Below are 25301 nucleotides of genomic sequence, written 5' to 3'. Positions count from 1 at the left end.
GCCTTCACCTGCCTTCAGGGATGCAGAGCCAGGCTCTTACTTGGTGGTGCCGATGTTCAGGTAGTCGTACTCACCCGAGAAGGCCGGCGTGGACGCGAGGTTGGTGGCGTTGTCCGGGCGGTACAGGAAGACCTTGAAGTCGGTCAGCGGGACGTAGACCGCGGCCTCCATGACCTTCTTGTCGATGTCGCCGTAGATCTTCTCGCGGGCCGCGCGGTCCGGGTTGGTGGCGGCGTCGTCGAGCAGCTTGTTGACCGCGGGGTCGTTCAGCGAGGCCAGGTTGCTGTTGCCGGAGGCCTTGATGGCGCGGCCGTCGACGATCTGCTGCAGGAAGCCGTAGCCGGTCGGCCAGTCGGCGCCCCACTGCATCATCATCAGACCGATGTTGTGCTCCTTGGCGAACTTCGGAGCGCCGGCGCTGTCGGCCAGGTACTTGCCCTGCGGGAACTGCTGGATCTCGGCGTTGATGCCGACCTTCTTCAGCGCGGCCTGGATCGAGGTCGCGGCGGCGACCTCGGTGGCGCGCTCGGTGCGGGCGGAGAGCACGGTGGTGATGCTGTCCTTGCCGCAGGCCTTCAGGGCCTCCTTGGCCTTGGCCTCGTCACCCTTGTTGTCCTTGGTCTCCCAGACGTTGAAGTCCTGGTGGCCCGGGATGTCGGGCGGGAGCACGGTGTTGGCGACCTGGCCGCGGACGGGGCCGCCGAGCGCGGTCTGCACCGAGACCTTGTCGACCGCGTACTGGACGGCCTTGCGGCACTCGATGTTGTCGAACGGCGCGACATCGGTGTTGATGGCCATGTAGACCAGACGGCCGCCGTAGGCGTTGTCGGTGTTGGCCTTCAGCTTCGGGTTCTGCAGGATCTGCGCCTGGGTCTGCGGGTCGACACCGCCGCCCACCAGGTCGACCTGGGCGTTGCCGGCCAGCAGGTCCTTGTCGATGGTGGCCTGGTCGATGTTCATCCGGAGCACGATCTTGTCCGGCAGCTGCTTGCGGATCGGGTCGGTGCTCGGGTCCCAGTTGGTGTTCGGGACCAGGACGGCCTGCTTGCCGTCCTCGTAGGACTCGAACTTGAAGGAGCCGGAGGAGACGATCTTCTTGACGTACTCGGCGCCGGTGTCCTTGGCCTGCGGGACCGGGACCGTCTGCGGCGCGCTGACCAGGTAGTCGAAGTCGGCGAAGGCGTGCGTCAGGTGGAAGACGATGGTGGTGTCGTCCGGGGTCTCGATCGACTTCAGGTCGCCGGTCTTGTCCTTGTACGGACCCTCGTACGGCGTGGGGTTGTCGACCAGCAGCTCCTTGAAGTACGTCGGGCCGTTGGAGTTCACGTCCGGCGCGAAGTTGGAGCGCTCGACGGCGTACTTGACGTCCTTCGAGGTGATCGGGGTGCCGTCGTCGTACTTCAGGCCCTTGCGCAGCTTGTACGTCCAGCTCAGGCCGTCGGCGCTGACCTGGCCGAGCGACTCGGCGAGGTCCGGGACGAGCTTGTTGCCCGCCTCGCCGGCGCCCGGCTGGAAGGTGGTGAGCGGACGGCCGTACAGACGCGAGAAGTTGTAGATGTACGCGTAGTACGTGTTGCCCGGGTCGAGCGAGTCGGGGGTGCCCTTCATCTCGAAGGTCACCGTCCCGCCCTTCTTGTCCGAGGCGTTGACGATGCCCTTGGTGGCCGCGTTGGCACCGGTGCCGCCGGCGGCCTCGGTGGCGGAGCCGGAGGCGGTGGACTTGGCGTCGGTGCTCTTCGTGCTGGACGAGCAGCCGGTGACGACCAGGACCGCGGCAGCAGCCGTGGCGGTCAGTGCGACGGTACGGGACCTACGCATGGGTGAGATCAACCCCTTGAGGAAGTGTTGGCCGAACGAGGGATCCTGACGCGGCGTCAGTTGCTCTTGGGATCGAGGGCGTCACGCAGCCCGTCGCCGAGCAGGTTGAAGGCGAGTACGGTGACGAAGATCGCCACACCGGGGACCACCATGTACTGGGGGTCCACCTGGTAGTACCGGATCGCGTCCTGGAGCATGCCGCCCCAGGAGGCCTGCGGGGGCTGGATGCCCACACCGAGGAAGCTCAGCCCGGCCTCGAAGAGGATGTTGGTCGGGATCAGCAGGGTCGAGTAGACCAGGATCGGACCGACCAGGTTGGGCAGCAGCTCCTTGAACAGGATGAACGGCCCGCGGGCGCCCAGGCTCCGGGCCGCGTAGACGAACTCGCGCTCGCGCAGCGAGAGGGTCTGTCCGCGCACGATCCGGCCCATGTAGGGCCAGTTGAAGAAGCCGATCACGAAGATCAGCACCATGATGTGCAGCGGGAGGCCGTGCAGTCCGAACGCGCCGCCCTGCAGCGAGGTCGAGATCGCGATCGCGAACAGCAGCAGCGGGAAGGCGAGGAAGACGTCCATCACCCGGCTGATCAGGGTGTCCACCCAGCCGCCGTAGTAGCCGGCCATGATGCCGAGCACGGTGCCGATGGTGTTGGACAGCACGGTCGCGCCGAAGGCGACCAGCAGGGAGACCCAGGAGCCCTCGATGACGCGGGTCAGCAGGTCACGGCCCTGCAGCGGGTCGACGCCGAGCGGGTGGTCCCAGCTCATGCCGCCCCAGTCGCCGAACGGCAGACCGCCGAGGTCGGCGTCCAGGAGGTCCTGGTGGAGGGCGTCGGGGTCGAGGCCGAAGGCCGATTCGATCGGCTTGGCCAGCACGGCGAGCAGGATCAGCAGGATCACCACGACGCCGCCGGCGACGGCGGCCTTGTCCCGCTTGAAGCGGGTCCAGGCGATCCGGCCGAGCGAGCGGCCCTCGATCTTCTTGGCCGGGCTCGCGGCGGCGTCTGCCTCCGGTGCGTTGCCGGCGGTCTTGATGGGTGCGGTCATGGTCAGTTCGGTCCCCTCGCCGACGGTGGCCGGCCCACGGGTGCCGGGCACCGGGATCGGCGGCGCGGCTGGTGCGGACGTGCTTGGGTGCGGACGTGCTGAGGTACAGGAGCGGAGTGCTTCCAGCGGTACGACTGGCTCAGTACTGCTGCCACGCGGGATGGGCGTCACGTGGATCATGCGGTCCGCCAGCGCGTTCGCCCTTGTGGGACGCCAACCACGCGCGGCGGGCTGTTGCAGAACTCTCTGCCATCCGAACTGGCTTACGCCAGCCCTGACCACCGACAGATGCCCAACTGTGATCTGTGCGCATGCACCTCCCGGACCATCGGCATATCCCTCTTCACACAGCTGTAACAGCCATGTCAAGATGGGTTCCATCCGATTCGGGGAGAACGTCCGAAAAAACGCCGAAACCGGCCTGACATGGCGTCAAGCCGGTTTCGTGGAACGGGACTCCGAAGATCCGCCCGGTCAGCGACCGGGGTAGCCGGGCCACGGCTGCTGCGGCGGGGGCTGCTGCCCCGGCCAGGCCGGAGCCGGCGGCTGGGTGCCGTAACCGAAGCCCTGACCCTGGGCCGGGCCCTGCTGCGAGGCGTACGGCGGCGGGGGCACCGGCGGGTACGGGCCGGTCTGCGGACGGCCGTGCCCGGACGCCTCCCGGTCGTAGAACGGGCGTGCGTGGGCCCGCATCCACAGCGCCACCGGATCGAACTCGTCCGCCATCGCCACCGTCGAGACCGCCAGCCCCTCCGGCGCGACCGCGATCGCCCGCTGCATCAGCGCCCGCACCGCCTCCACCGTGGGCGGCGAGCTCTCGTACAGTTCGAGGCCGATGGCGAGGTACGGCTCGCCCACCGACGGCTGCACCCAGGCCCGGCGCAGCGCCCGCACCGCCCGCACCTCGGCCGCCTGCCGCTCCAGCAGCGCGAAGAACTGCTGGGCCGGCACCTGCGGCTCGCTCAGCCGCAGCGGACCGGCCGGCAGCCGGTCCAGCCCCGCGGCCACCCGGCGCAGGTCCGCCCACGGCACCCCGACCCCGCCGCCCGGGGCGTGCGGGTTCAACCACAGCCCCCAGCGGGTCCGGTACAGCGAGGTCGCGATCTCCCGGCCGGAGATCACCTCGTGCGCCCGCGCCCAGCCGGACGCCGCCAGTTGCTCGGGCGAGGTGACGGCCGGCGCGTAGCCGTGGCCGCTGATCTCCATGTTCCCGTACTGGGCGTCGGCGCTGCCCGGCGTCCCGTGCCACAGCAGCATCCAGACCCGGCCCTCGGCGAGCGCGTTCAGCATCGTCTCGTAGGCCTCGTAGCGCTCCGGCGCCACCTCGCGCAGGGCGCGTTCCAGCGCGCCCGGATCCGGGCGTCCGGTGGGCGCCTGGCCCCAGGGCCCCGGTGCACCGCCAGCTACCGATCCCGCACTCATGCGCCCACCTCGTTGCGCCTCTTCGTTCCTCGTCCGTCACCGGCGGCCCGGCGGCCGTCAGCACGCACCTTATGGGGCACCGTCGACCACCGCCACGCCGACGTGCCAGGGCCCCCGCCGCTCCCCCGCCGAGCATCCGGCCCGACAGGCACCGGACGGACGGCCGGGGACCGGCTCAGCCCCGTACGTGGAAGGGCGCGACCCGGTTCACCATCCACTCGACCACCGGATCGTCCGCGAGGTCGAGCAGTACGAGGTGGACGCCACCGGGCAGCGGCGCGGTTCCCAGCGCGCGCCCCAGCGCCTCGTTCACCGCCCCCGGGTCGGCCGGGGCCGCCGGGTCCAACTGGACGCCCACGAACATCACGGTCGGCTCGCCCTCGACACTGGCCAGCGCCCGCCGGGCGCTCAGCACCCCGGGCAGCAGAGCCAGTTCGGCGCGGCAGGCGGCCAGGAACAGCTCCGGGTCCTCGCCCGGCACCGGCTCGCGCAGCGCCACCCGGCCCCCGGACGGCGCGTCCTGGGCGACGTCCCAGCGGTCCTCGCGCGGCCCCCGGCGCAGCTCGGCCACGCCCTCCGGCGGGACCGGGATGCCCACCGGGGCGTCGGGGTTGACGGCGATGCCGACGCCCAGCGGCAGACCGCGGGCGAACTCCCACACCGGCGCGACCGCGAACGCCATCCCCGGCGCCTGCTGGAGCAGCACCTCCTGGGAGGAGAACACCGGGACGTAGGGGCCGCCGGCCAGTTCGAGGGTCGGCAGGTCCAGCGCCCGCCCCTGCGGGTCGCCGCCGGACGGCAGCGGGATCCACACCTGGCTGCGCGCCAGCACCTCGATCACCCGCGGGGTCGCGCCCGGGTCGCCGAGCGCGGCGGTGAGCACCTGCTCCAGCTCGTTGGCCGGCCACGCGCCGCCGGCCGGCGCCGACTGCGCCCCGCCCCAGCCCTGCTGCTCCACCGGGTTGCCCATCCGCCCCTGTACCGCCCTCCGCTCGCCGATTCCCGCAGCCTAGCGTCCGGGCGGGACGGAACGGGACGCGGAACGGAAGCGGAAGGGCGGCGCGGGGAGGCGGGGCGCGGCAGAGGGAGCGGCACGGGGAGCGGAGCGGGCGTGTGAGGCAGCCCCCTCTCCCGCCAGCGGTGCGGACGTGCCATGATGTGCGCGTCTGCGGTGGCATCCACCCAGGCCCTCCAACTCCATACCGGCCGCTCGAACCCGCGCGGGAGAGTCCGGAGTGCCCCGTCCTGGTGGCACAGCCGGCGCCGAAGGAGCAAGTCCTCCCCGGAATCTCTCAGGCCCCCCTACCGCACGGGTTAGGCAGATCTGGAAAGCGGTGCACGGCCCTGCCGTCCGCCCACCCACGGTGCAAGCCGCCATGCTGTCCTTTGCAGGGCAGTGGACGGTGAAGCTCTCAGGTACGACGACAGATGGGGAGACCCAGCCGCCGCATGCCCGCGCGCAGGGTCCGCCCCGTGCCCGGGCCGGTCCCGGCGTGCGCACCCCTGAGTGCCCCGACCGAGGAGTTCCTGGCCATGTCGTCCCTCCGCCTCACCGCGCTCGACGCGCTGCACCGCGCCCTCGGCGCCACCATGACCGACTTCGCCGGCTGGGACATGCCGCTGCGCTACGGCAGCGAGCGCGAGGAGCACCTCGCCGTCCGCACCAGGGCCGGCCTGTTCGACCTGTCCCACATGGGCGAGATCACCGTCACCGGCCCGCAGGCCGGCGAGATGCTGGACCACGCCCTGGTCGGCTTCGTCTCCGCGCTCGGCGTGCTGCGCGCCCGCTACACCATGATCTGCGCCGAGGACGGCGGCATCCTGGACGACCTGATCGTCTACCGCCTGCGCGAGGACGCCTTCCTGGTCGTCGCCAACGCCTCCAACGCCCAGCTGGTGCTGGACGAGCTGATCGCCCGCGCCAAGGGCTTCAACGCCGTCGTCTCCGACGACCGCGACGCCTACGCGCTGATCGCCGTCCAGGGCCCGGAGTCCACCGCGATCCTGGCCGACACCACCGAGGCCGACCTGCCCGGCCTGAAGTACTACGCGATCCTCCCGGCCCAGGTGGCCGGCCGCGACGTGCTGCTCGCCCGCACCGGCTACACCGGCGAGGACGGCTTCGAGATCTTCTGCAACCCGGGCGACGCCGAGCAGATCTGGCAGGCGCTGACCGCGGCCGGCACCGACCGGGGCCTGATCCCCTGCGGCCTGTCCTGCCGCGACACGCTGCGCCTGGAGGCCGGCATGCCGCTGTACGGCCACGAGCTGTCCACCGAGCTGACCCCGTTCGACGCCGGCCTCGGCCGAGTGGTGCGCTTCGACAAGACCACCAACGAGGGCGCCTTCGTCGGCCGCAAGGCCCTGGAGCGGGCCGCCGCCGAGGCCGAGGCCAACCCGCCGCGGGTCCTGGTCGGCCTGGTCTCCGACGGCAAGCGGGTGCCGCGCGCCGAGTACACCGTGGTCTCCACCGAGGGCGCCCCGATCGGCCGGATCACCTCCGGCTCGCCCTCCCCCACCCTGGAGAAGCCGATCGCGATGGCCTACGTGGACGCGGCGCACGCCGCCCCGGGCACCACCGTCGCGGTGGACGTGCGCGGCAAGCACGAGCCGGTGCAGGTCGTGGCGCTGCCGTTCTACAAGCGCGCCCGCTGACCCCGCTCCCCCACCTTTCCCTCGCGAGGCTCGTCCGCGCCCCGGGCCGCTTCGCCGTACCCGCTTCCCATCCTGGAGAATGACGCCATGAGCAACCCCCAGCACCTGCAGTACACCGAGGAGCACGAGTGGCTGACCACCGCCGAGGCCGGTGAGGTCGCCACGGTCGGCATCACCAAGCACGCCGCGGACGCCCTCGGCGACATCGTCTACGTGCAGCTTCCCGAGGTCGGCGACACCGTGACCGCCGGTGAGACCTGTGGCGAGCTGGAGTCGACCAAGTCGGTCAGCGACCTGTACTCGCCGGTGACCGGTGAGATCACCGAGGTCAACGAGGCCGTCGCCGACGACAACAGCCTGGTCAACAGCGACCCGTTCGAGGGTGGCTGGCTGTTCAAGGTCCGCGTCGAGTCGACCGGTGCGCTGCTGAGCGCCGACGAGTACACCAAGCTCACCAACCCCTCGGCCTGAGCCATCCGGGGCGGCCGCAGCGCGGTGGCCGCCCCGCCCGCCGGCCCTCCTCCCTCTCACTTCCGGGAAGACTCCACCATGACGGTTCTGAACCAGTCCCTGCACGCCCTCGACCCGGAGATCGCCGCCGCGGTCGACGCCGAGCTGCACCGCCAGCAGACCACCCTGGAGATGATCGCCTCCGAGAACTTCGCCCCGGTGGCGGTCATGGAGGCCCAGGGCTCGGTCCTGACCAACAAGTACGCCGAGGGCTACCCCGGTCGCCGCTACTACGGCGGCTGCGAGCACGTCGACGTGGTCGAGCAGATCGCGATCGACCGGATCAAGGCCCTGTTCGGCGCCGAGCACGCCAACGTCCAGCCGCACTCGGGCGCGCAGGCCAACGCCGCCGCGATGTTCGCGCTGATCAAGCCGGGCGACACCATCCTGGGCCTGAACCTGGCCCACGGCGGTCACCTGACCCACGGCATGAAGATCAACTTCTCCGGCAAGCTCTACAACGTGGTGCCGTACCACGTGGACGACAAGTCCGGCCAGGTCGACATGGCCGAGGTCGAGCGCCTGGCCAAGGAGCACCGCCCGCAGCTGATCATCGCCGGCTGGTCCGCCTACCCGCGCCAGCTCGACTTCGCCGAGTTCCGCCGGATCGCCGACGAGACCGGCGCGCTGCTGATGGTCGACATGGCCCACTTCGCCGGCCTGGTCGCCGCGGGCCTGCACCCCAACCCGGTGCCGTACGCGGACGTGGTCACCACCACCACCCACAAGACCCTGGGCGGCCCGCGCGGCGGCGTCATCCTCTCCAAGGCCGAGCACGCCAAGAAGATCAACTCCGCGGTCTTCCCCGGCCAGCAGGGCGGCCCGCTGGAGCACGTCATCGCCGGCAAGGCCGTCGCCTTCAAGGTCGCCGCCTCCGAGGAGTTCAAGGAGCGCCAGCAGCGCACCCTGGACGGCGCCCGGATCCTGGCCGAGCGCCTGCTCCAGGCCGACGTCACCGAGGCCGGCGTCTCGGTGCTGTCCGGCGGCACCGACGTCCACCTGGTCCTGGTCGACCTGCGCAACAGCCAGCTCGACGGCCAGCAGGCCGAGGACCGGCTGCACGAGGTCGGCATCACCGTCAACCGCAACGCGATCCCGAACGACCCGCGCCCGCCGATGGTCACCTCCGGCCTGCGGATCGGCACCCCGGCGCTCGCCACCCGCGGCTTCGGCGCCGAGGACTTCCGCGAGGTCGCCGACATCATCGCCGAGGCCCTGAAGCCGGCCTTCGACGAGACCGTCGCCGCCGACCTGAAGGCCCGGGTCACCGCCCTCGCCGAGAAGTACCCGCTGTACCCGAACCTGTAGGTCCCTCCTGTTCGGCCGCGGGTGACCGGGCTCACGCCGCCCGGACACCGGGGATTCCGGGGCACCGCGCACACTGGAAGGTGCGCGCGGTGCCCCGACCCGTGTCGGTCGCCCGAAACACCACCTCAGCCACTGCCGTCCCTCCCTCCCTGCCGGCACCATCCACGAGACCAGACAAGGACGTCACTCCGTGGCCATCAGCGTCTTCGACCTCTTCTCCATCGGCATCGGCCCGTCCAGTTCCCACACCGTCGGCCCGATGCGCGCCGCCCGGATGTTCGCCCGCCGCCTGAAGTCCGAGGCCCTGCTGGACGAGGTCACGGCCGTCCGCGCCGAGCTGTTCGGCTCGCTGGGCGCCACCGGCCACGGCCACGGCACCGCGAAGGCCGTCCTGCTGGGCCTGGAGGGCTACTCCCCGCGCACCGTGGACGTCGACCGGGCCGACCTCGACGTCGAGCGGATCATCGCCGAGAAGCGACTCAGCCTGCTCGGCACCCACGCCATCGACTTCGACCGCGACACCCAGCTGGTGCTGCACCGGCGGCGCTCGCTGCCGTACCACGCCAACGGCATGACCCTGTGGGCCTACCGGGCCGACGGCTCCACCGTGCTGGAGAAGACCTACTACTCGGTCGGCGGCGGCTTCGTCGTGGACGAGGACGCGATCGGCGCGGACCGGGTCAAGCCCGACGACACCTCGCTCAAGTACCCCTTCCGCACCGGCGACGAGCTGCTCCGGCTCAGCCGGGAGACCGGCCTGTCCATCTCCGGCCTGATGCTGGAGAACGAGAAGGCCTGGCGCAGCGAGGAGGAGATCCGGACCGGGCTGCTGGAGATCTGGCAGGTCATGCAGGAGTGCGTCCGGGCGGGCATGTCCCGCGAGGGGATACTCCCCGGCGGCCTCAAGGTGCGCCGCCGCGCCGCCTCGGGCGCCCGCGCGCTGCGCGCCGAGGGCATCGGCCCGGCCAACGCGATGGAGTGGGTGACCCTCTACGCGATGGCGGTCAACGAGGAGAACGCCTCCGGCCGCCGGGTGGTCACCGCCCCGACCAACGGCGCGGCCGGCATCATCCCCGCCGTCCTGCACTACTACCTGAACTTCATCCCCGGCGCGGACGACGACGGCATCGTCCGCTTCCTGCTCGCCGCGGGCGCGATCGGCATGCTCTTCAAGGAGAACGCCTCCATCTCCGGCGCCGAGGTCGGCTGCCAGGGCGAGGTCGGCTCGGCCTGCTCGATGGCGGCCGGCGGCCTCGCGGAGGTCCTCGGCGGATCGCCCGAGCAGGTCGAGAACGCCGCCGAGATCGGCATCGAGCACAACCTCGGCCTCACCTGCGACCCGGTCGGCGGCCTGGTCCAGATCCCCTGCATCGAGCGCAACGGCATGGCCTCGGTCAAGGCCGTCACCGCCGCCCGGATGGCCCTGCGCGGCGACGGCCGCCACCACGTCTCCCTCGACAAGGCGATCAAGACCATGAAGGAGACCGGCGCCGACATGAAGATCAAGTACAAGGAGACGTCCCGCGGCGGCCTCGCCGTCAACGTCATCGAGTGCTGACACCGGCCCCACTCACGCCCGCGCCCCCGCCCACCGGCGGGGGCGCGGGCGTGAGTGGGGCGGCCGCGCTCCCGCAGGACGGCGGAGAGCGCCCGGCCCCGCGCGACGCCGCCCCGATGCTGATCTCCGCGTGCAGGACGCCGCCGGGGGCGTCGATCCGGAAGTCCTCGCGGGCACCGAAGGCCCGCTGGTAGAAGTCGATCGCCGCCGCGGCGTCGTCGACCATGATGCGCGGGACGACGGCGTAGCGGTAGCGATCGGGCACGACGGAGTCGGTGCCGGCGGCGGCGGTGGTCATGGCGGATCCCCCCTCGATGTCGCCGCCGGCGGTGCGCCGGCGGCCTCGGGACCAAGGCAGGAACTGAAGTCGGCTTCAGGTCAAGGCCGGACGGTCCTCGCGGTCGGGACACCCGCGAGGACCGCCCGCTGCCGGAGGCCCCTCCGCCCGGCCGCTACTTCAGGATCGACCGGGGCACGTCGGTGGCCCGGGTGAAGACCGAGACCGGGATCTGGGTGTCGCAGTACTTGTTACCGGTCGAGACGACGCCGATCACCACGCCGTCCACGACCAGCGGGCCGCCGGAGTCGCCCTTGCAGATGCTGTCGGTCGTGCCGAGCCCCGGCAGGCCGCAGACCTTCAGCAGCGGCGAGGCGTCCGGCTCCGTGTACGGGACGCAGCCGGCCGGCGCCGCGAGGGTGAGCACCGCCTGCTTCAGGTGCGTCCCCGGGCCGCCGTCCCCGGTGCGCCCGTAGCCGTACACGGTGGCCGTGCGGCCGTAGCGGTAGAGCTTCTCGTCGCCCTTCCCCGCCACCCGGACCGTCCGCTGCGGGAGCGGCCGGTCGAGCGTGAGCACCGCCGAGTCGTGGTCCAGGCCGGTCGTGAAGCGGGGGTCGACCTTGAAGCTCTTCACCCGCCGCTCCTGACCGCCGGTGCCGGTGAGGTCGGTCCGGCCCGCGATCGCCCGCAGTGCGGTCGGGTCGTCGGCCTCGGTGACGCAGTGGCCGGCGGTGAGGACCTTGGTGGGGGCGATCAGCGCGCCGGTGCACCACTGCTGGCCGTCTGCCGTCTGCAGGGCGATGACGAAGGGGTTGACCCTGGTGGTCGTGTCCGACCCGCCGTGGACGGCGGCGGCGGGCCCGGCGGCGACCGCGACCAGCCCGGCGGCGGCCGTCAGGACGGCGAGCGGGCCCCGCGCGGTGCGGGCGGTGCGGTGCGGGCGACGGTTCGGGATGCGCATGGTGGGTGTTCCTCTTCTTCCGAAATCCGCTGGATTCTGCTGGGTACTGCCGGGTTCGTCGGCCGGGCCGGTCACTGCCGGAGGGCTTCGGCCTCGGTCGACCGCCACAGGCCGACCGAGGGGGCGTGGACGAAGGACGTGGTGCGGACGGTCACGGTGGCGCCGCCGTCGAGCGCGACGGTGAACGACGACGTGGTGGCGCCGCTGCCCGGGGCGCCCTCACGGACCAGCGTGACCGCCTCGTGGTTGGCCTGTCCCGGCATCAGGATGTTCGGGCCGCCGCCGATCCCCCCGGGGAGGGTCGCCCCGACCCCACCCGCGAAGGTGACGGTGCCGACCAGCCCCAGGTCGCACGGGGCGGTCCCGGTGTTCCGGGCGGTCAGCAGCAGGCGCCCCGCCGGGCGGGACACGGGCTTCGCCGTGACGGCGAGCTGCCCGGGCATGCAGGACGGCGCCCGGTCGGGCACGGCCGCGGGGCCCGGGTGCCGGGCCGCAGGAGGCACGGGGCGCGGGGCCTTGGCTGCGGGCGTGCCCGGCGCAGTGGAGGCCGGACGGGGCGCGCTGCCTGACGTACCCGCCCCTCCGGCACCACCTGCGACCGCTCCGGCAGGGCGTGCGGGCTCGGCCGCCGCCGGGGCTTCGGCCGAGGCCGTGGTCGCAGCGGTGGCGGGCGGGGGCACCGCCCCGGTCGCGGCGGCGCCCGCCGGACTGCCGCCGGAGCACCCGGCCAGGGCGGCAGCGCCGAGCGCGAGGAGCGTGCCGGGGATCAGGATCCGGTGGATCGTCATGGGTGAGTCCTCTTCTCCGCTGGAGGGGGCCCCGGCCGGTCGGGCGGCTCCCCGGCCGGGGTGCGTTCTGCCGCCGGATCGAAGACTCGCCCGGGCCCTGTCCCAGCCACCAGGTCTCCCGGCCGATTCGGGACGCTGGAACGCCTACAGGTACTCTGAGCTGGGGATTCGGCGGAGCCTGGAACTCCGCTGCGGGACGAGGGGGCGCCTGGATGAGTGTCGAGACGGAGAAGTTCGCCGAGCTGCTGCGTGCGCTGAAGGACCGTTCGGGGCGCAGCTACGGGGTGCTCGCGGCCCGGCTGCACGTCAGCACCTCCACCCTGCACCGCTACTGCAACGGCGCGGCCGTCCCCACCGAGTACGCGCCGGTGGAGCGGCTGGCGCGGGTCTGCGGGGCGAGCGCCGACGAGCTGGTCGAGCTGCACCGGCGGTGGATCCTCGCCGATGCGTCCCGCCGCCGGGAGTCGGCCGCCCCGGCTGCCCCGGCTGCCCCGACACCTCGCCCGGCGGCCGAGCCCACCCCCGCGCCAGACACCACCACCGCCGAGCCCGACGAGACCTCGGAGGGGCAGCCGACCCGGGAGCCCCACCGCCGGCGGCGCACCACCCGGATCCTGCTCAGCGCCGCCGCCGTGGCCGTGGTCGCTGCGCTGGTCCCGGTCGTGGTCCTGTCCGGACGTTCCGGAACCCCCGCGGCCGGCCCCGGGCCCTCGGCCTCGGCCGCCGCGACGGCGTCCGCCCCCGCCTCCGCCGCGCCCGACCCGGCGGGCCAGCCCGGTCCGCCCGGTCCGCCGGCCGACCCGACGACGACCCCCACCCCCACTCCCACTTCCGCTCCCACTGCCGCCGACGAAGAAGCGCCGTTCCACGTAAACGTCCTGACCGACAACTGGGGTAGCCCCTGCGGCCAGTGGCTCGTGTCCGCCCAGCCGCCCGGCACGACGCCCGCGCCCCCGGCAGGCCGGCGGACGGACTCCTGGGCGGCCGCCCAGCACGCCGTCCCCGGCGGGCACCTGCGGCTGCAGCTGACCGCGCAGGGGTCCGAGGACAAGCCCGTCGTCCTGCACGCCCTCTACGTGCAGGTGGCCAGCACCCGCCCGGCGCCCAAGTGGAACGCCTACACGATGGGCTCGGGCTGCGGCGGCAGCCTCACCCCGGCGGCCTTCGCCGTCGACCTGGACGCGGCCGCGCCCCGGTCCGTGCCAGTCCCGGCGATGGAGGGCAACAGGAAAGGCCGGACCTCGGACTTCCCGTTCCGGGTCTCGTCCACCGATCCGCAGGTGCTGAACGTCGACGCGTCGACCGCCGGCCAGGACGTCAGCTGGTACTTGGAGGTGGTGTGGAGCAGCGGCGACCGCCAGGGCACCCTGCTGGTCAACGACCACGGCAAGCCCTTCCGCACGGTCGGCCTGCGCGGCGCCCCCGGCTACTTCTGGGCGGACGACACCCGGGGCTGGACCCGCACACCCACCGACGCCTAACCCCGGCGCCGACCGGTTCAGAGCGGAACGGCCCCGACCGAGAGCCCTGCCCTGAGCTCCGGTCTCCGCAACAGATCCAGCAGCCTGACCTTGTCCTCGATCCCTTCGAAGAGGAGGTCCGCCTCCTCCCGGGCGGCCTGCCGGAGCATGGCCTGGAACACGCCGGCGAACGGCTGGTCCCGGAGGACGCTGATGGCGGTGGCGACGCCCGACCGGTTCCCGGACGAGGTGGCGCTCCACCACTTGTCGATCACCAGGGCCATCACGGACAAGGCATGGCACCGCGCCTCGGGCCGTTTGTCCTCGTTGAGCCCGACCGTGGCGATGGTGTACTCGCCCCGGTCGCTGATTCCGAGGTACTCCCCGGTACTCAGCACCAGGTGGATGTGGCGGAACGGGTCGTCGACCGTCGGATCGATCAGCAGCGGCACGCCCAGCGCGTCGACGGCGTGGAGCTGACGCTTGAACCTGCTGTTGCAGGCACTGCACGCCAGCAGGTAGTTCAACCAGGAGAAGGCCCTGGCCGGGTCGGCGTCCATCGGCACGTAGTGGTCCACGGTGTCGGCCAGCCCCTGCCCGCAGTACATGCAGCAGTCGATCCCGGGGGCCATCTCCTTCAGCCGGGAGAGGACGGGCGGGTAGGTGTCACGACGGAAGGAGTTCCGCTTCCACGCCCGCTTGGCGACCTGCAGACCGTCGGCGCCGTCGGCCACCTCCTCGGTGAGGGCCGCGAGGCGCGCCTCCACCTCCTCGGGCAGCGCCGATCTCTGCACCGGGATCACGGCGCGTCACCGTCACCGAGGAGCCTCGCCGAGATCTCGTCAACCCTGGTCACCGGCGAACTCGAAAGCCGCGTCTTGAGGGCCCTCAGGTCCCGCTTGTCCTCCTCGGTGGCCCGGCCCAGGACGAGTTCCCGCTCCAGGGCCACGAGCCGTCGCCTGAGTTCCTGGGACTCGGGCGAGTAGGGCGTGTCCAGGCCGAACAGGTCGGAGATGACGGCATCGTCCCCCGTGCCGTGGACGACACGGCGGTAGAGGTCCTGCTCCACCACGCACGGCGCCGATTCCTCGCTGGGGCCGGGGAGTCGGATCAGGCCGTTCTGGTCGGCCGCCTGGCAGATGTAGGGGCTGTGCGTGGTGACGATGAACTGCACCTGCGGGAAGTGCTGCTTCAGCCATTCACCGATGCGCTGCTGCCAGGAGACGTGCAGGTGGGCGTCCACCTCGTCGATCAGCACGACGCCCGGGTGGCGGAGCGTCGGCACCTCGTTCTCGTAGACGAGTGCGCGTTCGCCCGGGTAGGGATAGGCCTCGAACATGCAGCGGATGATGTCCAGCACGAGGACGACCACGGTCCGGTAGCCGTCGCTCACCCGGTCGAGCGGCGCTGTCCGGCCGGTCTCCTCGTTCGTGATCCACAGTCCCCCACTGTCGAGCTTGCTGACCCGGTGTCCGTCCGGCAGCAGCCCGTCCTGCAACAGGGCGATGATCATCTCGACGAGTTCGGCCGCCTCCCGCCGCCCCTCCAGCCGGTCCGTGTGCAGCCGCAGCAGCCAACCGGCGGTTTCGGAGAGCGCGAACTTCTCGCCGAAGAGGGTCTGCACGGCGTTCTGCTTCGCGGAGAAGTCGGGCATCCGGTCCGTGTAGCCGTGCCGGCGCGCGCCGCCGTCACCGCCGGAGAGCCGACGGAACGGCCCGTACGCGGCGACGAACCACCCGGGGATGTCGGCCCCGGACCACAGGATCTCCTCGAAGAGGTCCGGGGCCGCCTCGAAGCGCACGCGCGCGAACCTGAGCTTCTTCATGACCGCCGGTTCGAAGAGCGTCGTGCCTACCGCGAAAGGACCCACCCGCCAGCGGAGCACCAGCTCTCCGACCGACTCTTCCTGGGAACCAGCGTCCCAGAGCGGGTCGCTCACGATCTCCAGCCCGATCCTCCCCGCGTCGGCCCCCTCGGAGAGCCACCCTTCCAGCCGGTCCTCCAGCTGGACGCCCAGCCGTTCCCCGGCCCAGGCGAGGGCGATGGCGCGCAGCAGGGTGGTCTTGCCGGAGCCGTTGCGCCCGGCCAGGACGGTCCAGCCCGCGTAGCTGCCGTCCGGGCGGGCGAAGTCGAGGTCCACCTTCCGCTGCCCGTCGAATCCGCGGACCCCGTTCATCGTCAGTCTTTTTACGTACATTCAATGATCTCCGTCGGGCGCGGCACTCGGGGTGAAGCCGGTGTTCTCGGTTCCGGGGCGGGGCACGGGGAGCGGTGGCGAACAGCCGTGTTCATCACCGGCACACCACTCACCCCGTCCCTCGCACACACGCACGCGACAGTACCCGGTCCGACCGGGGGAGCCTCAGAACCCCGTCACCCGGCCTTCGAGGGCGGCACCCGTCAGTTCGAACCAGACGGTCTTGCCGATGCGGCCAGGGCCGCGGGGGTTGGCGCCCCAGGTGGTGGCGAGGGCGGCGACGAGTTCGAGGCCGCGGCCGCACTCGTCCTCGGGGCCGCCGAAGCTCAGGCTCCGGAAGGCGAGTGACTTCCATGGGAACGGGTGGGTAACCACCTCCCACCCGCGCGCCCAACTAGCCTTCCGGCCAGCCGATATGACTTATCGTCACTGTTCGCCACGGCGCATCACGACCATGTAGCGTGCGGCTCGGACGAAACAACCCCCGCCGGTGCTGGAACACCGAACGGGGGTCTGACCCTCACGATCGAAGCGATTCGAGGTCGATCCTGTGGCTAGCCACGACTTTAGCTCCATCACGCTCCCTCCCGGGCCGGAACTCGCCTCCCCGGGGTACGGAAAGCGCTGCGCCCCCGGTGAACTCCCCCGGGAGGCCAGCGACTTCGCACACCTGCCCGTTCGCGAGGCTTACCTCGCCAATATGATCGACCGCTTCCCCGAGGGCGCCGCGATGGACGTGAAGTCCCTCGCCGCCTTCAACCCGCTCTACGGGCAGCAGGCCGTCCGCACCGCACTGAACAAGCTCTCCGCCGCCGGCCACCTGCGCCGGGTCCGCGAGCGCGTCGGCGCCGACCGCTCCCAGTGGGTGTTCCGGACGTACTTCTCCCGCACCCCGCGCGGCGACGGCTGGTGGAACCACTTCATCGCCACCGGCGAGGCGCTGCCCGAGACGCCTCCCGGCGCCCTCCCCGAGGCCGCACCGCCCGCACGCCCCCGGGAGGAGTCAACCGACGCCCAACCCCCTCCCCCGGAAGAGACACCCGCCTACCGCGCACTCGCCGGACTCGGCGCCGCCGACCGCCGCCTCGCGCTCTCCGCCGCCGACTGCGCGACCCTCGAACCGCTCGCCGCCGAGTGGCTGACCCGAGGCGCCACCGAGGCGGCGTTCCGCTCGGCGATGACCGCCGGTCTGCCACCGGAGATCCACAGCCCGGCCGCGTTCACCCGCAGACGACTGGTCGACAAGCTCCCGCCGATCCGCCCGCCGCACCCGGGACACCCGGCCGTCGCCCCACCGGTGACCCGCCTCGCCGAGTGCACCGACTGCCGTCTCCCGGCCCGCCCGCAGGCCCTGCTCGGCGGTCTCTGCCGGGCCTGCCGCACGGGCGGCCGATCGGTCGTACCGCCACCGCCCGCGCGCCTGGCCCCCACCGCCGTGCACCGGCACGCAGCACGCGCCAGAGCAGCACTGTATGCGGGGGCGAATAGTGTCGATCGTGAATAATCTCAGGCGCGGACGTGAACCTATGCAAATTCCCAAGGTGAACTAGGTTACAAACCTTGAAATCGAAGCCACTCGGTTTGCCCACATGCTGAGATCCATGCGATAGTCGAAGCGTTCGAGGGTGAACGTCAGCGACTGACGGAGCCCCGGGCAACGATGACTTCGGCCCGCCCGACCCGGCACGGCCGACACCCATCGCACGGCACGCACCCCCTTGGCCGCGCGATGACCTGCAAGGGCCCCCAGCCGCCGACCACGGCGATATCGGGGGCCCTGCGTGTTTTCCCGGCCCGGTGCGCACCGGACGGGCCCGGCTCAGACCCGCTCGCGGACCTTCAGCTCGAACCAGACGCCCTTGCCGCGCGGCAGCAGGTCGGCGCCCCAGCGGTCCGCCAGGTCGTCGACCACCTGGAGCCCGCGCCCGCGCTCGGTGACCGGCAGCGGCTCCGCCAGGATCATGCACGGCAGCGCCCGTGAGGAGTCCCGCACCTCCACCCGGAGCCAGCCCGGTTTCCGCACCACCTGGAGCCCGATCGTCCGCCCCGCGGCGTGCCGCACGGCATTGGCGACCAGCTCGCTGGTGAGTAACTCGCACACCTCCAGGTGCTGGTGCAGCTCCCAGGCACCCAGGACCGCGAGCACCAGTCGGCGCGCCACCGGTCCGGTCTCCGGCCGGGACGGGAGCCGCACCTCACCCGGCGTCGTCCGGTCGCACAGCCTGCCGGCGTACAGCCGCTCCAGCTCGTCGCAGCTGAGCCGTTCCAGCGCCGCCAGGGAGTCCTGGAACGACCCCCACGACGCTTCGGCGACCAAGCTGGAACCCGGAACCGATGACTGATCTGTTTCGCCCCAACCCGCCATGCGCCCCATCATTGCGGAACGCAAGCGGCCGCGTACGGACAATGAGCAAACGATCACTACTCTTTCGGCATATGCCGGGTGCAACCCGAACCCGCGTTCGCAAGGTCCGGGTCGCCGGCCCGCCGAGTGCCTACCAGGCGCTCCAGTCCATGTTCCAGCCGCTGAGGCCGTTGTCCGGCTTGACCTGTCCGCGCGTGGAGTTCAGCACCGTGACGATGTCCCCGATCAGCGAACCGTCGTAGAACTTGCCCGCCTCGGTGCCCGGTGCGCCACCCTCGACGTCCTTGAGCGCCACGCAGCCGTGGCTGGTGTTCTGGGTGCCGAACACCGACGAGGGGCGCCACCAGTTGCCGTGCACGTAGGTGCCGCTGTCGGTCAGCCGCATCGAGTGCGGAACCTGCTTGTCGTAGGGGTCGCCGGTCATGCCGGGCAGGGTGCTGGACTGCATCCGCACCACGCCCTCCTTGGACATCACGACCATGGTGCCGTTCCAGGTCGGGAACTCCGACGAGCCGGAAGTGATGTCCAGGACCGAGCTCCGGCCGTCCCGGACCACCGTCATCCTGTGCGTCTTGGCGTCAACGGTCGAGACCTGGGATCGCCCGATAGTGAAGGGCTCGTCCCGGTCGACTCCCCCGTAGACGCCCGGCGCGAGCTCCACGCTCTTCAGCCGGTACTTGACGGTCACCTTGGTACCGGGGGTCCAGTGCTTCTCGGGACGGAAGTCCAGCCGGCGGTTGCCGAACCAGTGACCCTTGAGCACGGTGCCGTTGTCGGTCTCGAAGGTGATGCCGCGGGCCACCGCGTCCTTGTTCTTGACGTCCTTGTCGAAGGAGACCGAGACGATCATGCCGACGCCGTAGGTGGCGTTGTCGGTGATGTTGTCGCTCGCCTTCGCCTCCCGCTCCGGCGTCAGCGTGGTGAAGCCGCTCTCCGCCTCGGTGACCACGCCGCCGGCGTCCGCCGCCAGCGCGTTCACCTGGTACGCGGTGCCGACCGCCAGCGGGCCGGACGGCGTCCAGCTCGACCCGTCGGCGGCGAGGGAGCCGGCCACCTCCTTGCCGGCCTTGTCGCTCACCTTGACCGTGGTGAGCTTCCCGCCCGTCACCGCGACCTTGAGCGCGCCGTTGGGGGCGACGTCCACCGCGCCGCTCTTCGGCTGGATGTCCACCACGGCCTGCGAGACCTTGGGCGCGGCGGCGGTGGCGGCCCCGGTGGCGGCACCCGCGGCGGCCGGGGAGCCGGGGGCCTGCCCGTCGGCCGGGGCGGCGGCCGACGGGACCCCCGCGGTCCCGTCGGCCCCCAGCTCGGCCCTGGCCGCCGTCCCGCCCCCGGACCCGCCGCTCCCGCCGCAGGCGCTGGTCAGCACCAGCGCTCCGCCGACCAGTCCCGCGGCCACCGCCCTGCGTATCGACTTCACCGTCGTCCCCCTCGTTCGTGTCACGGTGTTCGACATTTACACGCGCCGTGCACCGGAAAGGTTGCGCCGTTCGGGGGGGCATCGGCCCCGGAAACGCGACCGGCCCGACCCCAACGAGTGAGGATCGGGCCGGTCGTGGCGGTTCCGCGACTGACGGGGGCTACTGGCGGGTACGACTACCAGTTCGCCCAGGCGATGTTCCAGCCGCTCAGGCCGTTGTCGGGGGCGACGACCTTCTCCTTGGAGTTCTTGATGGTGATGACGTCACCGATCATCGAATCGTTGAAGAACTTGCCGGCCACCGAGGCGTCGCTGCCGCCCTTCTCGTCCTGCATCGAAATGCAGCCGTGGCTGGCGTTGCTCTTGCCGAACGGGTTGGCCCAGTAGTTGCCGTGCACGAAGGTGCCCGAGTTGGTCAGCCGCATCGCGTGCGGCACGTCCGGGATGTCGTACTCCCCGCCGAGGCCGACGGTCTGCGAGTTCATCCGGGTGACCTTCTCCTTGGACATCACCACCATGGTGCCGTTCCAGGAGGGGTTCTTCTCGTCGCCCAGGGTCACCGGCACGGTGCGGCTGTCGCTGCCCCGCGTCACCGTCATCTGGTGGCTGGCCGAGTCGGCGACCGACACCTGGGAGCGGCCGATGGTGAACGGCTCGTCCTTGTCGATGTCGCCGTAGACGCCCGGCGAGACCTCGACGTTCTTCAGGCGGTACTTGATGAGGACCTTGGTGCCCGGGGCCCAGTACTTCTCGGGGCGGAAGTCCAGCCGCTTGGTGCCGAACCAGTGGCCCTTCACGGTGGTGCCGTCGCTGGCCTCGAAGGTGATGCCCTGGACGACGGCGTCCTTGTTCTTGACGTCCTTGTTGAAGACCACCGAGACGATCATGCCGACGCCGTAGGTGGCGTTGTCGGCGATGTTGTCGTTGGTGGAGATCTTCTTCGCCGGGGTCAGCGTGGTGAACGAGGTGGTCGACGCGGCCACCAGGCCCTCGGCGTCGGTGGCCTGGGCGTTCACCTTGTACGCCATGCCGACGGCCAGCGGGGCGCTGGGCTTCCAGCCGCTGCCGTCCGCGGCGATGGCGCCCGCGACCGGCTTGCCCTCCTTGTCGGTCACCTCGACCGTGGTGAGCTTGCCCCCCGTCACCCCGACCTTCAGCGCGCCGTCCGGGGCGACGTCCTGGGAGCCGTCCTTGGGCTCGACGTTCAGCACGGCGGCCGAGGTCTTCGGCGCGGCGGAGCTCTGGCCGGGGGCCGGCGTCCCGCCGTTGCCCGCGGCTCCGGCGTCGGTGGCGCCCGCGCCGGCGGTCGCGTCACCCCCGCCGGCGGCATTGTCGTCACCCCCGCTGTTGCAGGCCGCGGTGAGCAGCAGAACCCCACCCATCGCCAACGCCACCGCGCTCTGGCGCAGACGGCGGCTGGTGACGGTGGTACGTATCGCGGCGTCGGCCGCCCTAACCGGCTTCACGGTCTCTCCCCTCCCGGTGTCCATCACTGTGGACGCGCTGGTGCCCGAACGGGTTGCACCGGACCGGCGATCTTCCGCGCCGGTCTTCGGCGCGGCAAGCAGGATAGCTGGGCCGATCGGGTGAATCCTGGGAGGGCTGCCGGTGAACGGGGGTGAAGATCGTCCGCACAGGGCCGTCACACGGCCGTCAGGGCCTCACCCCGGGGGACGGGTCCGGGGAGGGACTCGGCGGCAGAACCGGCGACGCGCTCGGCGACGGACCGGGCGACCCACCGGGAGGCGCACTCGGCGACGGACCGGCGCCCGGCCCGGCGCCCGGAGCGCCGGAAGGGCTCGCGCCCGGCTGGAGGGCGCTCCCGGCCACCCACTGCGCCCAGGGCAGGTTCCAGCCGTTCAGCCCGTTGCTCGGCGGCACCGCGTCCCCCGTCGAGGCCCGGACCTCCAGCACGTCCCCCGGGATCGTGTGCTCGAACAGCCATCCCGCCGGCGTCTCCCCGCTCGTCCCGCCCTTGGCGTCGGCCAGGCCGATGCAGCCGTGGCTGGTGTTGGCGGTGCCGAACACCGACGGACTGGCCCAGTAGTTGCCGTGCACGAACGTGCCGGAGTTGGTCAGCCGCATCGCGTGCGGCACGTCCTTGATGTCGTACTCGTCGCCCATCCCGACGGTCTGCGAGTTCATCCTGGTCACCCGGTACTTCTCGGACACCACGAGCACGCCCCGGTAGGTCGTGTGCTTGGCGTCCCCGCCGGACACCTTGAGGGTGCGCACCACCCGGCCGCCCTGGCCGGCCCGGACGGTGAGGGTGTGGGCGTCCAGGTCGACGGTGGAGACCTGGGCCCGGCCGACGGTGAACCGGACGTCCTTGTTCTGGGTGCCGAACTCGCCCGGGGCGCCCTGGACGTCCTTGAGCCGCAGCGCGACCGCCACCTTGGTGCCCGGCGCCCAGTACGCCCGGGGGCGGAAGTCCAGCCGCTGGCCGCCGAACCAGTGCGCGGCCACCTCCACCGGCGGGTCCGCCGTCACCGCGATCGCCCGCTCCACCGCCGCCCGGTCGGTGACCGGGCGGCTGAACCGCAGCGAGACCGGCATCCCCACCCCGACCGTGGAGCCGTCCTCGGGGGTGAAGAAGGCGACGAAGGTGTGCGCCCGGGCCATGGTCGAGAAGTCGGCGTGCTGGACCGCCCGCTGCCCCTGGTCGTCCTCGGCCACCGCGTCCAGGGTGAACTTCGTGCCCAGCGGCAGCGGGCCGTCCGGCGCCCAGCCGGTGCCGTCCGCCGACAGCGAGCCGGGAACTTCGCCGCCCCGGCTGTCGGCCAGCCGCACGGACACCAGCCGGCCCTGGGCGACGCTCACCCGGACCGGGCCCTCGGGCGGCAGGTTCTGGGTGTCGTCGGCCGGCAGCGCGGTGATCGACGCCCGGGAGGCCGGCGGCGGACCGGACGGCTCCGCCCCGACGGCGTCCGCGCTCGTGCTCCCCGGCCCGCCACCACCGCCGGAACACCCGGCCAGCACGACCAGGCAGCAGCCCACCGCCGCCAGCCGCCGTGCCCACATCCGTCCTCGGGGCCGCATCCCGGGGCCTCCCGCCGTAGCCGTCCGATACCCCGCACAACGAGGGCGGCCCCGGCAGGACACGCCGACACGCCGGAAGCACCCACTCCGACGGCCCAGCAACGCGGCCGTACCCGGGCGCCATCCGCCGGTAACACGGTGTTAAGCCGCTTCCGTCCGGTGCGATCAGGGAATGAGACACCGCACGGGGTCCGGGACACCCCGCCAGGGAGGGCACCGCCATGGCGTCAGGGCAGGAGTCGGCGGCCGCCGTGCGCGCGCACGCCCCCACGGCCGTCAACGGGCACCGCGTGCACGGGCACCCGGGCGAGCGGCCGGACGGCGAACCGCCGTGGCCGGGCAGCAGGCTGCCGCTCGGCGCGCGCTTCCACCCCGGCCCGGACGGCCGCCCGGGCACCAACTTCGCGCTCTGGGCGGGCGGCGCCGAGGCCGTCGACCTCTGCCTCTTCGACGAGGACGGCCGGGAGAGCCGGCTGCGCCTCACCGAGCAGGACGCCCACACCTGGCACGGCTTCGTCCCCGGGGTCCTGCCCGGCACCCGGTACGGCTACCGGGTGCACGGCCGCTGGGACCCGTGGACCGGCGCCCGGTGGAACCCGGCCAAACTGCTGCTCGACCCCTACGCCCGGGCGGTCGACGGCGGCTACACCGCGCACGACGCGGTCTGCTCCGCCGCCCGCAACTGGCCCGAGGCCGAGGTCGCCGACACCGTCCGGGACAACCGCGACTCGGCCCCGTACGTGCCCAGAGCCGTGGTCGTCCGGGACGACGACGACTGGTCCGACGACCACCGGCCGAAGACCCCCTGGGCCGAGACCGTGCTCTACGAGCTGCACGTGCGCGGCTTCACCCGCCGCCACCCCGACGTCCCGCCCGAGCTGCGCGGCACCTACGCCGGACTCGCCCACCCCGCGGCGATCGCCCACCTCACCGGCCTGGGCGTCACCGCGGTCGAACTGCTCCCGGTCCACCACCACGTCAGCGAGGACCACCTCCAGGCCCGCGGCCTCGTCAACTACTGGGGCTACAACACGGTCGGCTACTTCGCCCCGCACGCCGGCTACTCCGCCGCCGGCTCGCGCGGCGGCCAGGTCGGCGAGTTCAAGCGGATGGTCCGGGCGCTGCACGCCGCCGGCATCGAGGTGATCCTCGACGTCGTCTACAACCACACCGCCGACGGCGCCGAACTCGGCCCCGCGCTACTGCTGCGCGGCATCGACAACGCCGGCTACTACCGGCTGCCGCCCAACCGCCCGCGCGGCTACGCCGACTACACCGGGTGCGGCAACAGCCTCGACACCCGCCGCCCCCAGGTCGTCCGGCTGATCACCGACTCGCTGCGCTACTGGGTGCACGAGATGGGCGTGGACGGCTTCCGCTTCGACCTCGCCGCCACCCTCGCCCGCGGCGCCGACGGCGGCGTCACGATGGAGCACCCGCTGCTCTCCGCCGTCGCCCAGGACCCGCTGCTCAGCCGGGTGAAGCTGATCGCCGAGCCCTGGGACGTCGGCCCGGGCGGCTACCAGGTGGGCGGGTTCCCGCCGCCCTGGGCCGAGTGGAACGACCGCTACCGCGACACCGTGCGGGACTTCTGGCGCGGCGCCCGCCCGGACGTCCGGGAGCTCGGCTACCGGCTCTCCGGCTCCTCCGACCTCTACCAGCGGGACGGCCGGCGCCCGTACGCCTCCGTCAACTACGTCACCGCGCACGACGGTTTCACCCTGCGCGACCTCGTCTCCTACGACCGCAAGCACAACGAGGCCAACGGCGAGGCCAACCGGGACGGCACCGACGACAACCGGTCCTGGAACCACGGCGCCGAGGGCGAGAGCACCGACCCCGCCGTCACCGCCCTGAGGCGGCGCCAGCTGCGCAACCTCACCGCCACCCTGCTGCTCTCCGCCGGGGTCCCGATGATCACCGCGGGGGACGAGTTCGGCCGCACCCAGGGCGGCAACAACAACGCCTACTGCCAGGACAACGAGGTGAGCTGGCTGGACTGGTCGCTGCTCGACGACCCGGCCTGGCGGAGCCTGTACGAGTTCACCGCCCGGCTGGTCCGGCTCCGCCGCGACCACCCGGTGCTGCGGCAGCGGGCGTTCTTCTCCGGCCGGGCCACCGCCCCCGGCGGCCTGCCGGACCTGGCCTGGTTCACCCCGCTCGGCAAGGAGATGACCGAGGCCGACTGGTTCGCGCCGACCGCCGCCGTGGGCATGCTGCTGGCCGGCACCGCGATGTCGGAACGGGACGCGCGCGGCCGCCCGCTGCTGGACGACAGCTTCCTGCTGCTGCTCAACGCCGGCCACGAACCGGTCCCCTTCGTCCTGCCCGGCACTCCCCGGGCGGGCGACGGCACCGGTTACGAGACCGTGGTCGACACGGCGGCGGCGGACGGCGCTCCCGCGGGGCGGCACCTCCCCGGCGACCCGGTCCCGCTCGGCGCCCGCGCCCTGCACCTGCTCCGGGCCGTCCCCTGA

The 25301-nt window shown here is 72.2% G+C and carries 21 protein-coding genes and 1 riboswitch; of the genes, 7 read left to right on the top strand and 14 right to left on the bottom strand.

The window, feature by feature from the left end; genetic code table 11:
• Window positions 1-36: 36 nt before the first annotated feature.
• The 4 genes from OG715_RS27285 to OG715_RS27270 form a co-directional block, all read right to left on the bottom strand.
• On the bottom strand, window positions 37-1818 hold the full coding sequence (locus OG715_RS27285; RefSeq protein WP_266271567.1) for an ABC transporter substrate-binding protein: 1782 nt from the start codon (window positions 1816-1818) through the stop codon (window positions 37-39).
• A 56-nt stretch (window positions 1819-1874) separates the two neighbouring features.
• Window positions 1875-2864, bottom strand: a complete 990-nt coding sequence (locus OG715_RS27280; RefSeq protein ID WP_045938975.1) for an ABC transporter permease — start codon at window positions 2862-2864, stop codon at window positions 1875-1877.
• A gap of 474 nt (window positions 2865-3338) precedes the next feature.
• Window positions 3339-4154, bottom strand: a complete 816-nt coding sequence (locus OG715_RS27275) for an enhanced serine sensitivity protein SseB C-terminal domain-containing protein (protein WP_266271850.1) — start codon at window positions 4152-4154, stop codon at window positions 3339-3341.
• A 307-nt stretch (window positions 4155-4461) separates the two neighbouring features.
• Window positions 4462-5256 carry an enhanced serine sensitivity protein SseB C-terminal domain-containing protein gene (locus tag OG715_RS27270; protein ID WP_266271566.1) on the bottom strand — a complete coding sequence of 265 codons (795 nt, stop codon included), beginning with the start codon at window positions 5254-5256 and terminating at the stop codon, window positions 4462-4464.
• 241 nt (window positions 5257-5497) lie between these two features.
• A riboswitch (glycine riboswitch) is annotated at window positions 5498-5604 on the top strand.
• Window positions 5605-5819: 215 nt separating this feature from the next.
• Here OG715_RS27270 and gcvT point away from each other — a divergent pair.
• From gcvT to OG715_RS27250, 4 genes are all read left to right on the top strand, one after another.
• On the top strand, window positions 5820-6941 hold the full coding sequence (gene gcvT / locus OG715_RS27265; protein WP_266271565.1) for a glycine cleavage system aminomethyltransferase GcvT: 1122 nt from the start codon (window positions 5820-5822) through the stop codon (window positions 6939-6941).
• A gap of 87 nt (window positions 6942-7028) precedes the next feature.
• Window positions 7029-7412, top strand: coding sequence for a glycine cleavage system protein GcvH (gcvH, locus tag OG715_RS27260; protein WP_266271564.1), 384 nt, complete (start codon window positions 7029-7031; stop codon window positions 7410-7412).
• A gap of 78 nt (window positions 7413-7490) precedes the next feature.
• Entirely contained in the window at window positions 7491-8759 is a 1269-nt protein-coding gene (gene glyA, locus OG715_RS27255; RefSeq protein ID WP_266271563.1) for a serine hydroxymethyltransferase, read from the top strand.
• A 190-nt stretch (window positions 8760-8949) separates the two neighbouring features.
• On the top strand, window positions 8950-10317 hold the full coding sequence (locus OG715_RS27250) for an L-serine ammonia-lyase (protein ID WP_266271562.1): 1368 nt from the start codon (window positions 8950-8952) through the stop codon (window positions 10315-10317).
• On the opposite strand, the gene OG715_RS27245 is transcribed toward OG715_RS27250, so the two are convergent.
• The 3 genes from OG715_RS27245 to OG715_RS27235 form a co-directional block, all read right to left on the bottom strand.
• A complete protein-coding gene (locus tag OG715_RS27245; RefSeq protein WP_266271561.1) occupies window positions 10304-10615 on the bottom strand; it encodes a VOC family protein in 312 nt (103 codons plus the stop codon). The genes OG715_RS27250 and OG715_RS27245 overlap by 14 nt on opposite strands.
• 154 nt (window positions 10616-10769) lie before the next feature.
• Window positions 10770-11555 (bottom strand): S1 family peptidase, encoded by a 786-nt coding sequence (locus tag OG715_RS27240; RefSeq protein ID WP_266271560.1) that lies wholly within the window; start codon window positions 11553-11555, stop codon window positions 10770-10772.
• A 71-nt stretch (window positions 11556-11626) separates the two neighbouring features.
• Window positions 11627-12343, bottom strand: coding sequence for a hypothetical protein (locus OG715_RS27235; RefSeq protein WP_266271559.1), 717 nt, complete (start codon window positions 12341-12343; stop codon window positions 11627-11629).
• 212 nt (window positions 12344-12555) lie between these two features.
• Between OG715_RS27235 and OG715_RS27230 the strand changes: the two genes are divergently transcribed.
• Window positions 12556-13824, top strand: a complete 1269-nt coding sequence (locus OG715_RS27230) for a helix-turn-helix domain-containing protein (protein ID WP_266271558.1) — start codon at window positions 12556-12558, stop codon at window positions 13822-13824.
• Between the two features lie 17 nt (window positions 13825-13841).
• On the opposite strand, the gene OG715_RS27225 is transcribed toward OG715_RS27230, so the two are convergent.
• The 3 genes from OG715_RS27225 to OG715_RS27215 form a co-directional block, all read right to left on the bottom strand.
• Window positions 13842-14606: an HNH endonuclease family protein gene (locus tag OG715_RS27225; RefSeq protein WP_266271557.1), complete on the bottom strand. Its 765-nt coding sequence runs from the start codon at window positions 14604-14606 to the stop codon at window positions 13842-13844.
• Window positions 14603-15979: an AAA family ATPase gene (locus tag OG715_RS27220; RefSeq protein WP_266271556.1), complete on the bottom strand. Its 1377-nt coding sequence runs from the start codon at window positions 15977-15979 to the stop codon at window positions 14603-14605. The genes OG715_RS27225 and OG715_RS27220 overlap by 4 nt, the downstream gene beginning before the upstream one ends.
• Before the next feature lie 186 nt (window positions 15980-16165).
• On the bottom strand, window positions 16166-16375 hold the full coding sequence (locus OG715_RS27215; protein WP_266271866.1) for an ATP-binding protein: 210 nt from the start codon (window positions 16373-16375) through the stop codon (window positions 16166-16168).
• 325 nt (window positions 16376-16700) lie between these two features.
• Between OG715_RS27215 and OG715_RS27210 the strand changes: the two genes are divergently transcribed.
• Entirely contained in the window at window positions 16701-17504 is an 804-nt protein-coding gene (locus OG715_RS27210; RefSeq protein WP_266271554.1) for a MarR family transcriptional regulator, read from the top strand.
• A 315-nt stretch (window positions 17505-17819) separates the two neighbouring features.
• On the opposite strand, the gene OG715_RS27205 is transcribed toward OG715_RS27210, so the two are convergent.
• The 4 genes from OG715_RS27205 to OG715_RS27190 form a co-directional block, all read right to left on the bottom strand.
• Entirely contained in the window at window positions 17820-18317 is a 498-nt protein-coding gene (locus tag OG715_RS27205) for an ATP-binding protein (RefSeq protein ID WP_233290167.1), read from the bottom strand.
• Between the two features lie 178 nt (window positions 18318-18495).
• Window positions 18496-19785, bottom strand: coding sequence for a L,D-transpeptidase (locus tag OG715_RS27200; protein ID WP_266271553.1), 1290 nt, complete (start codon window positions 19783-19785; stop codon window positions 18496-18498).
• Window positions 19786-19961: 176 nt separating this feature from the next.
• Entirely contained in the window at window positions 19962-21251 is a 1290-nt protein-coding gene (locus OG715_RS27195; protein ID WP_266271551.1) for a L,D-transpeptidase, read from the bottom strand.
• 187 nt (window positions 21252-21438) lie between these two features.
• Window positions 21439-22824 (bottom strand): L,D-transpeptidase, encoded by a 1386-nt coding sequence (locus OG715_RS27190; RefSeq protein WP_327064165.1) that lies wholly within the window; start codon window positions 22822-22824, stop codon window positions 21439-21441.
• Window positions 22825-23045: 221 nt separating this feature from the next.
• Here OG715_RS27190 and glgX point away from each other — a divergent pair, with 221 nt between their 5' ends.
• A complete protein-coding gene (gene glgX, locus OG715_RS27185) occupies window positions 23046-25301 on the top strand; it encodes a glycogen debranching protein GlgX (RefSeq protein WP_266271549.1) in 2256 nt (751 codons plus the stop codon).

The organism is Kitasatospora purpeofusca (genome assembly GCF_036010405.1).
Classification (GTDB): domain Bacteria; phylum Actinomycetota; class Actinomycetes; order Streptomycetales; family Streptomycetaceae; genus Kitasatospora; species Kitasatospora purpeofusca.
The sequence above is the reverse complement of the archived record's forward strand: the minus strand, read 5'-3'. Positions and strand labels throughout refer to the sequence as shown.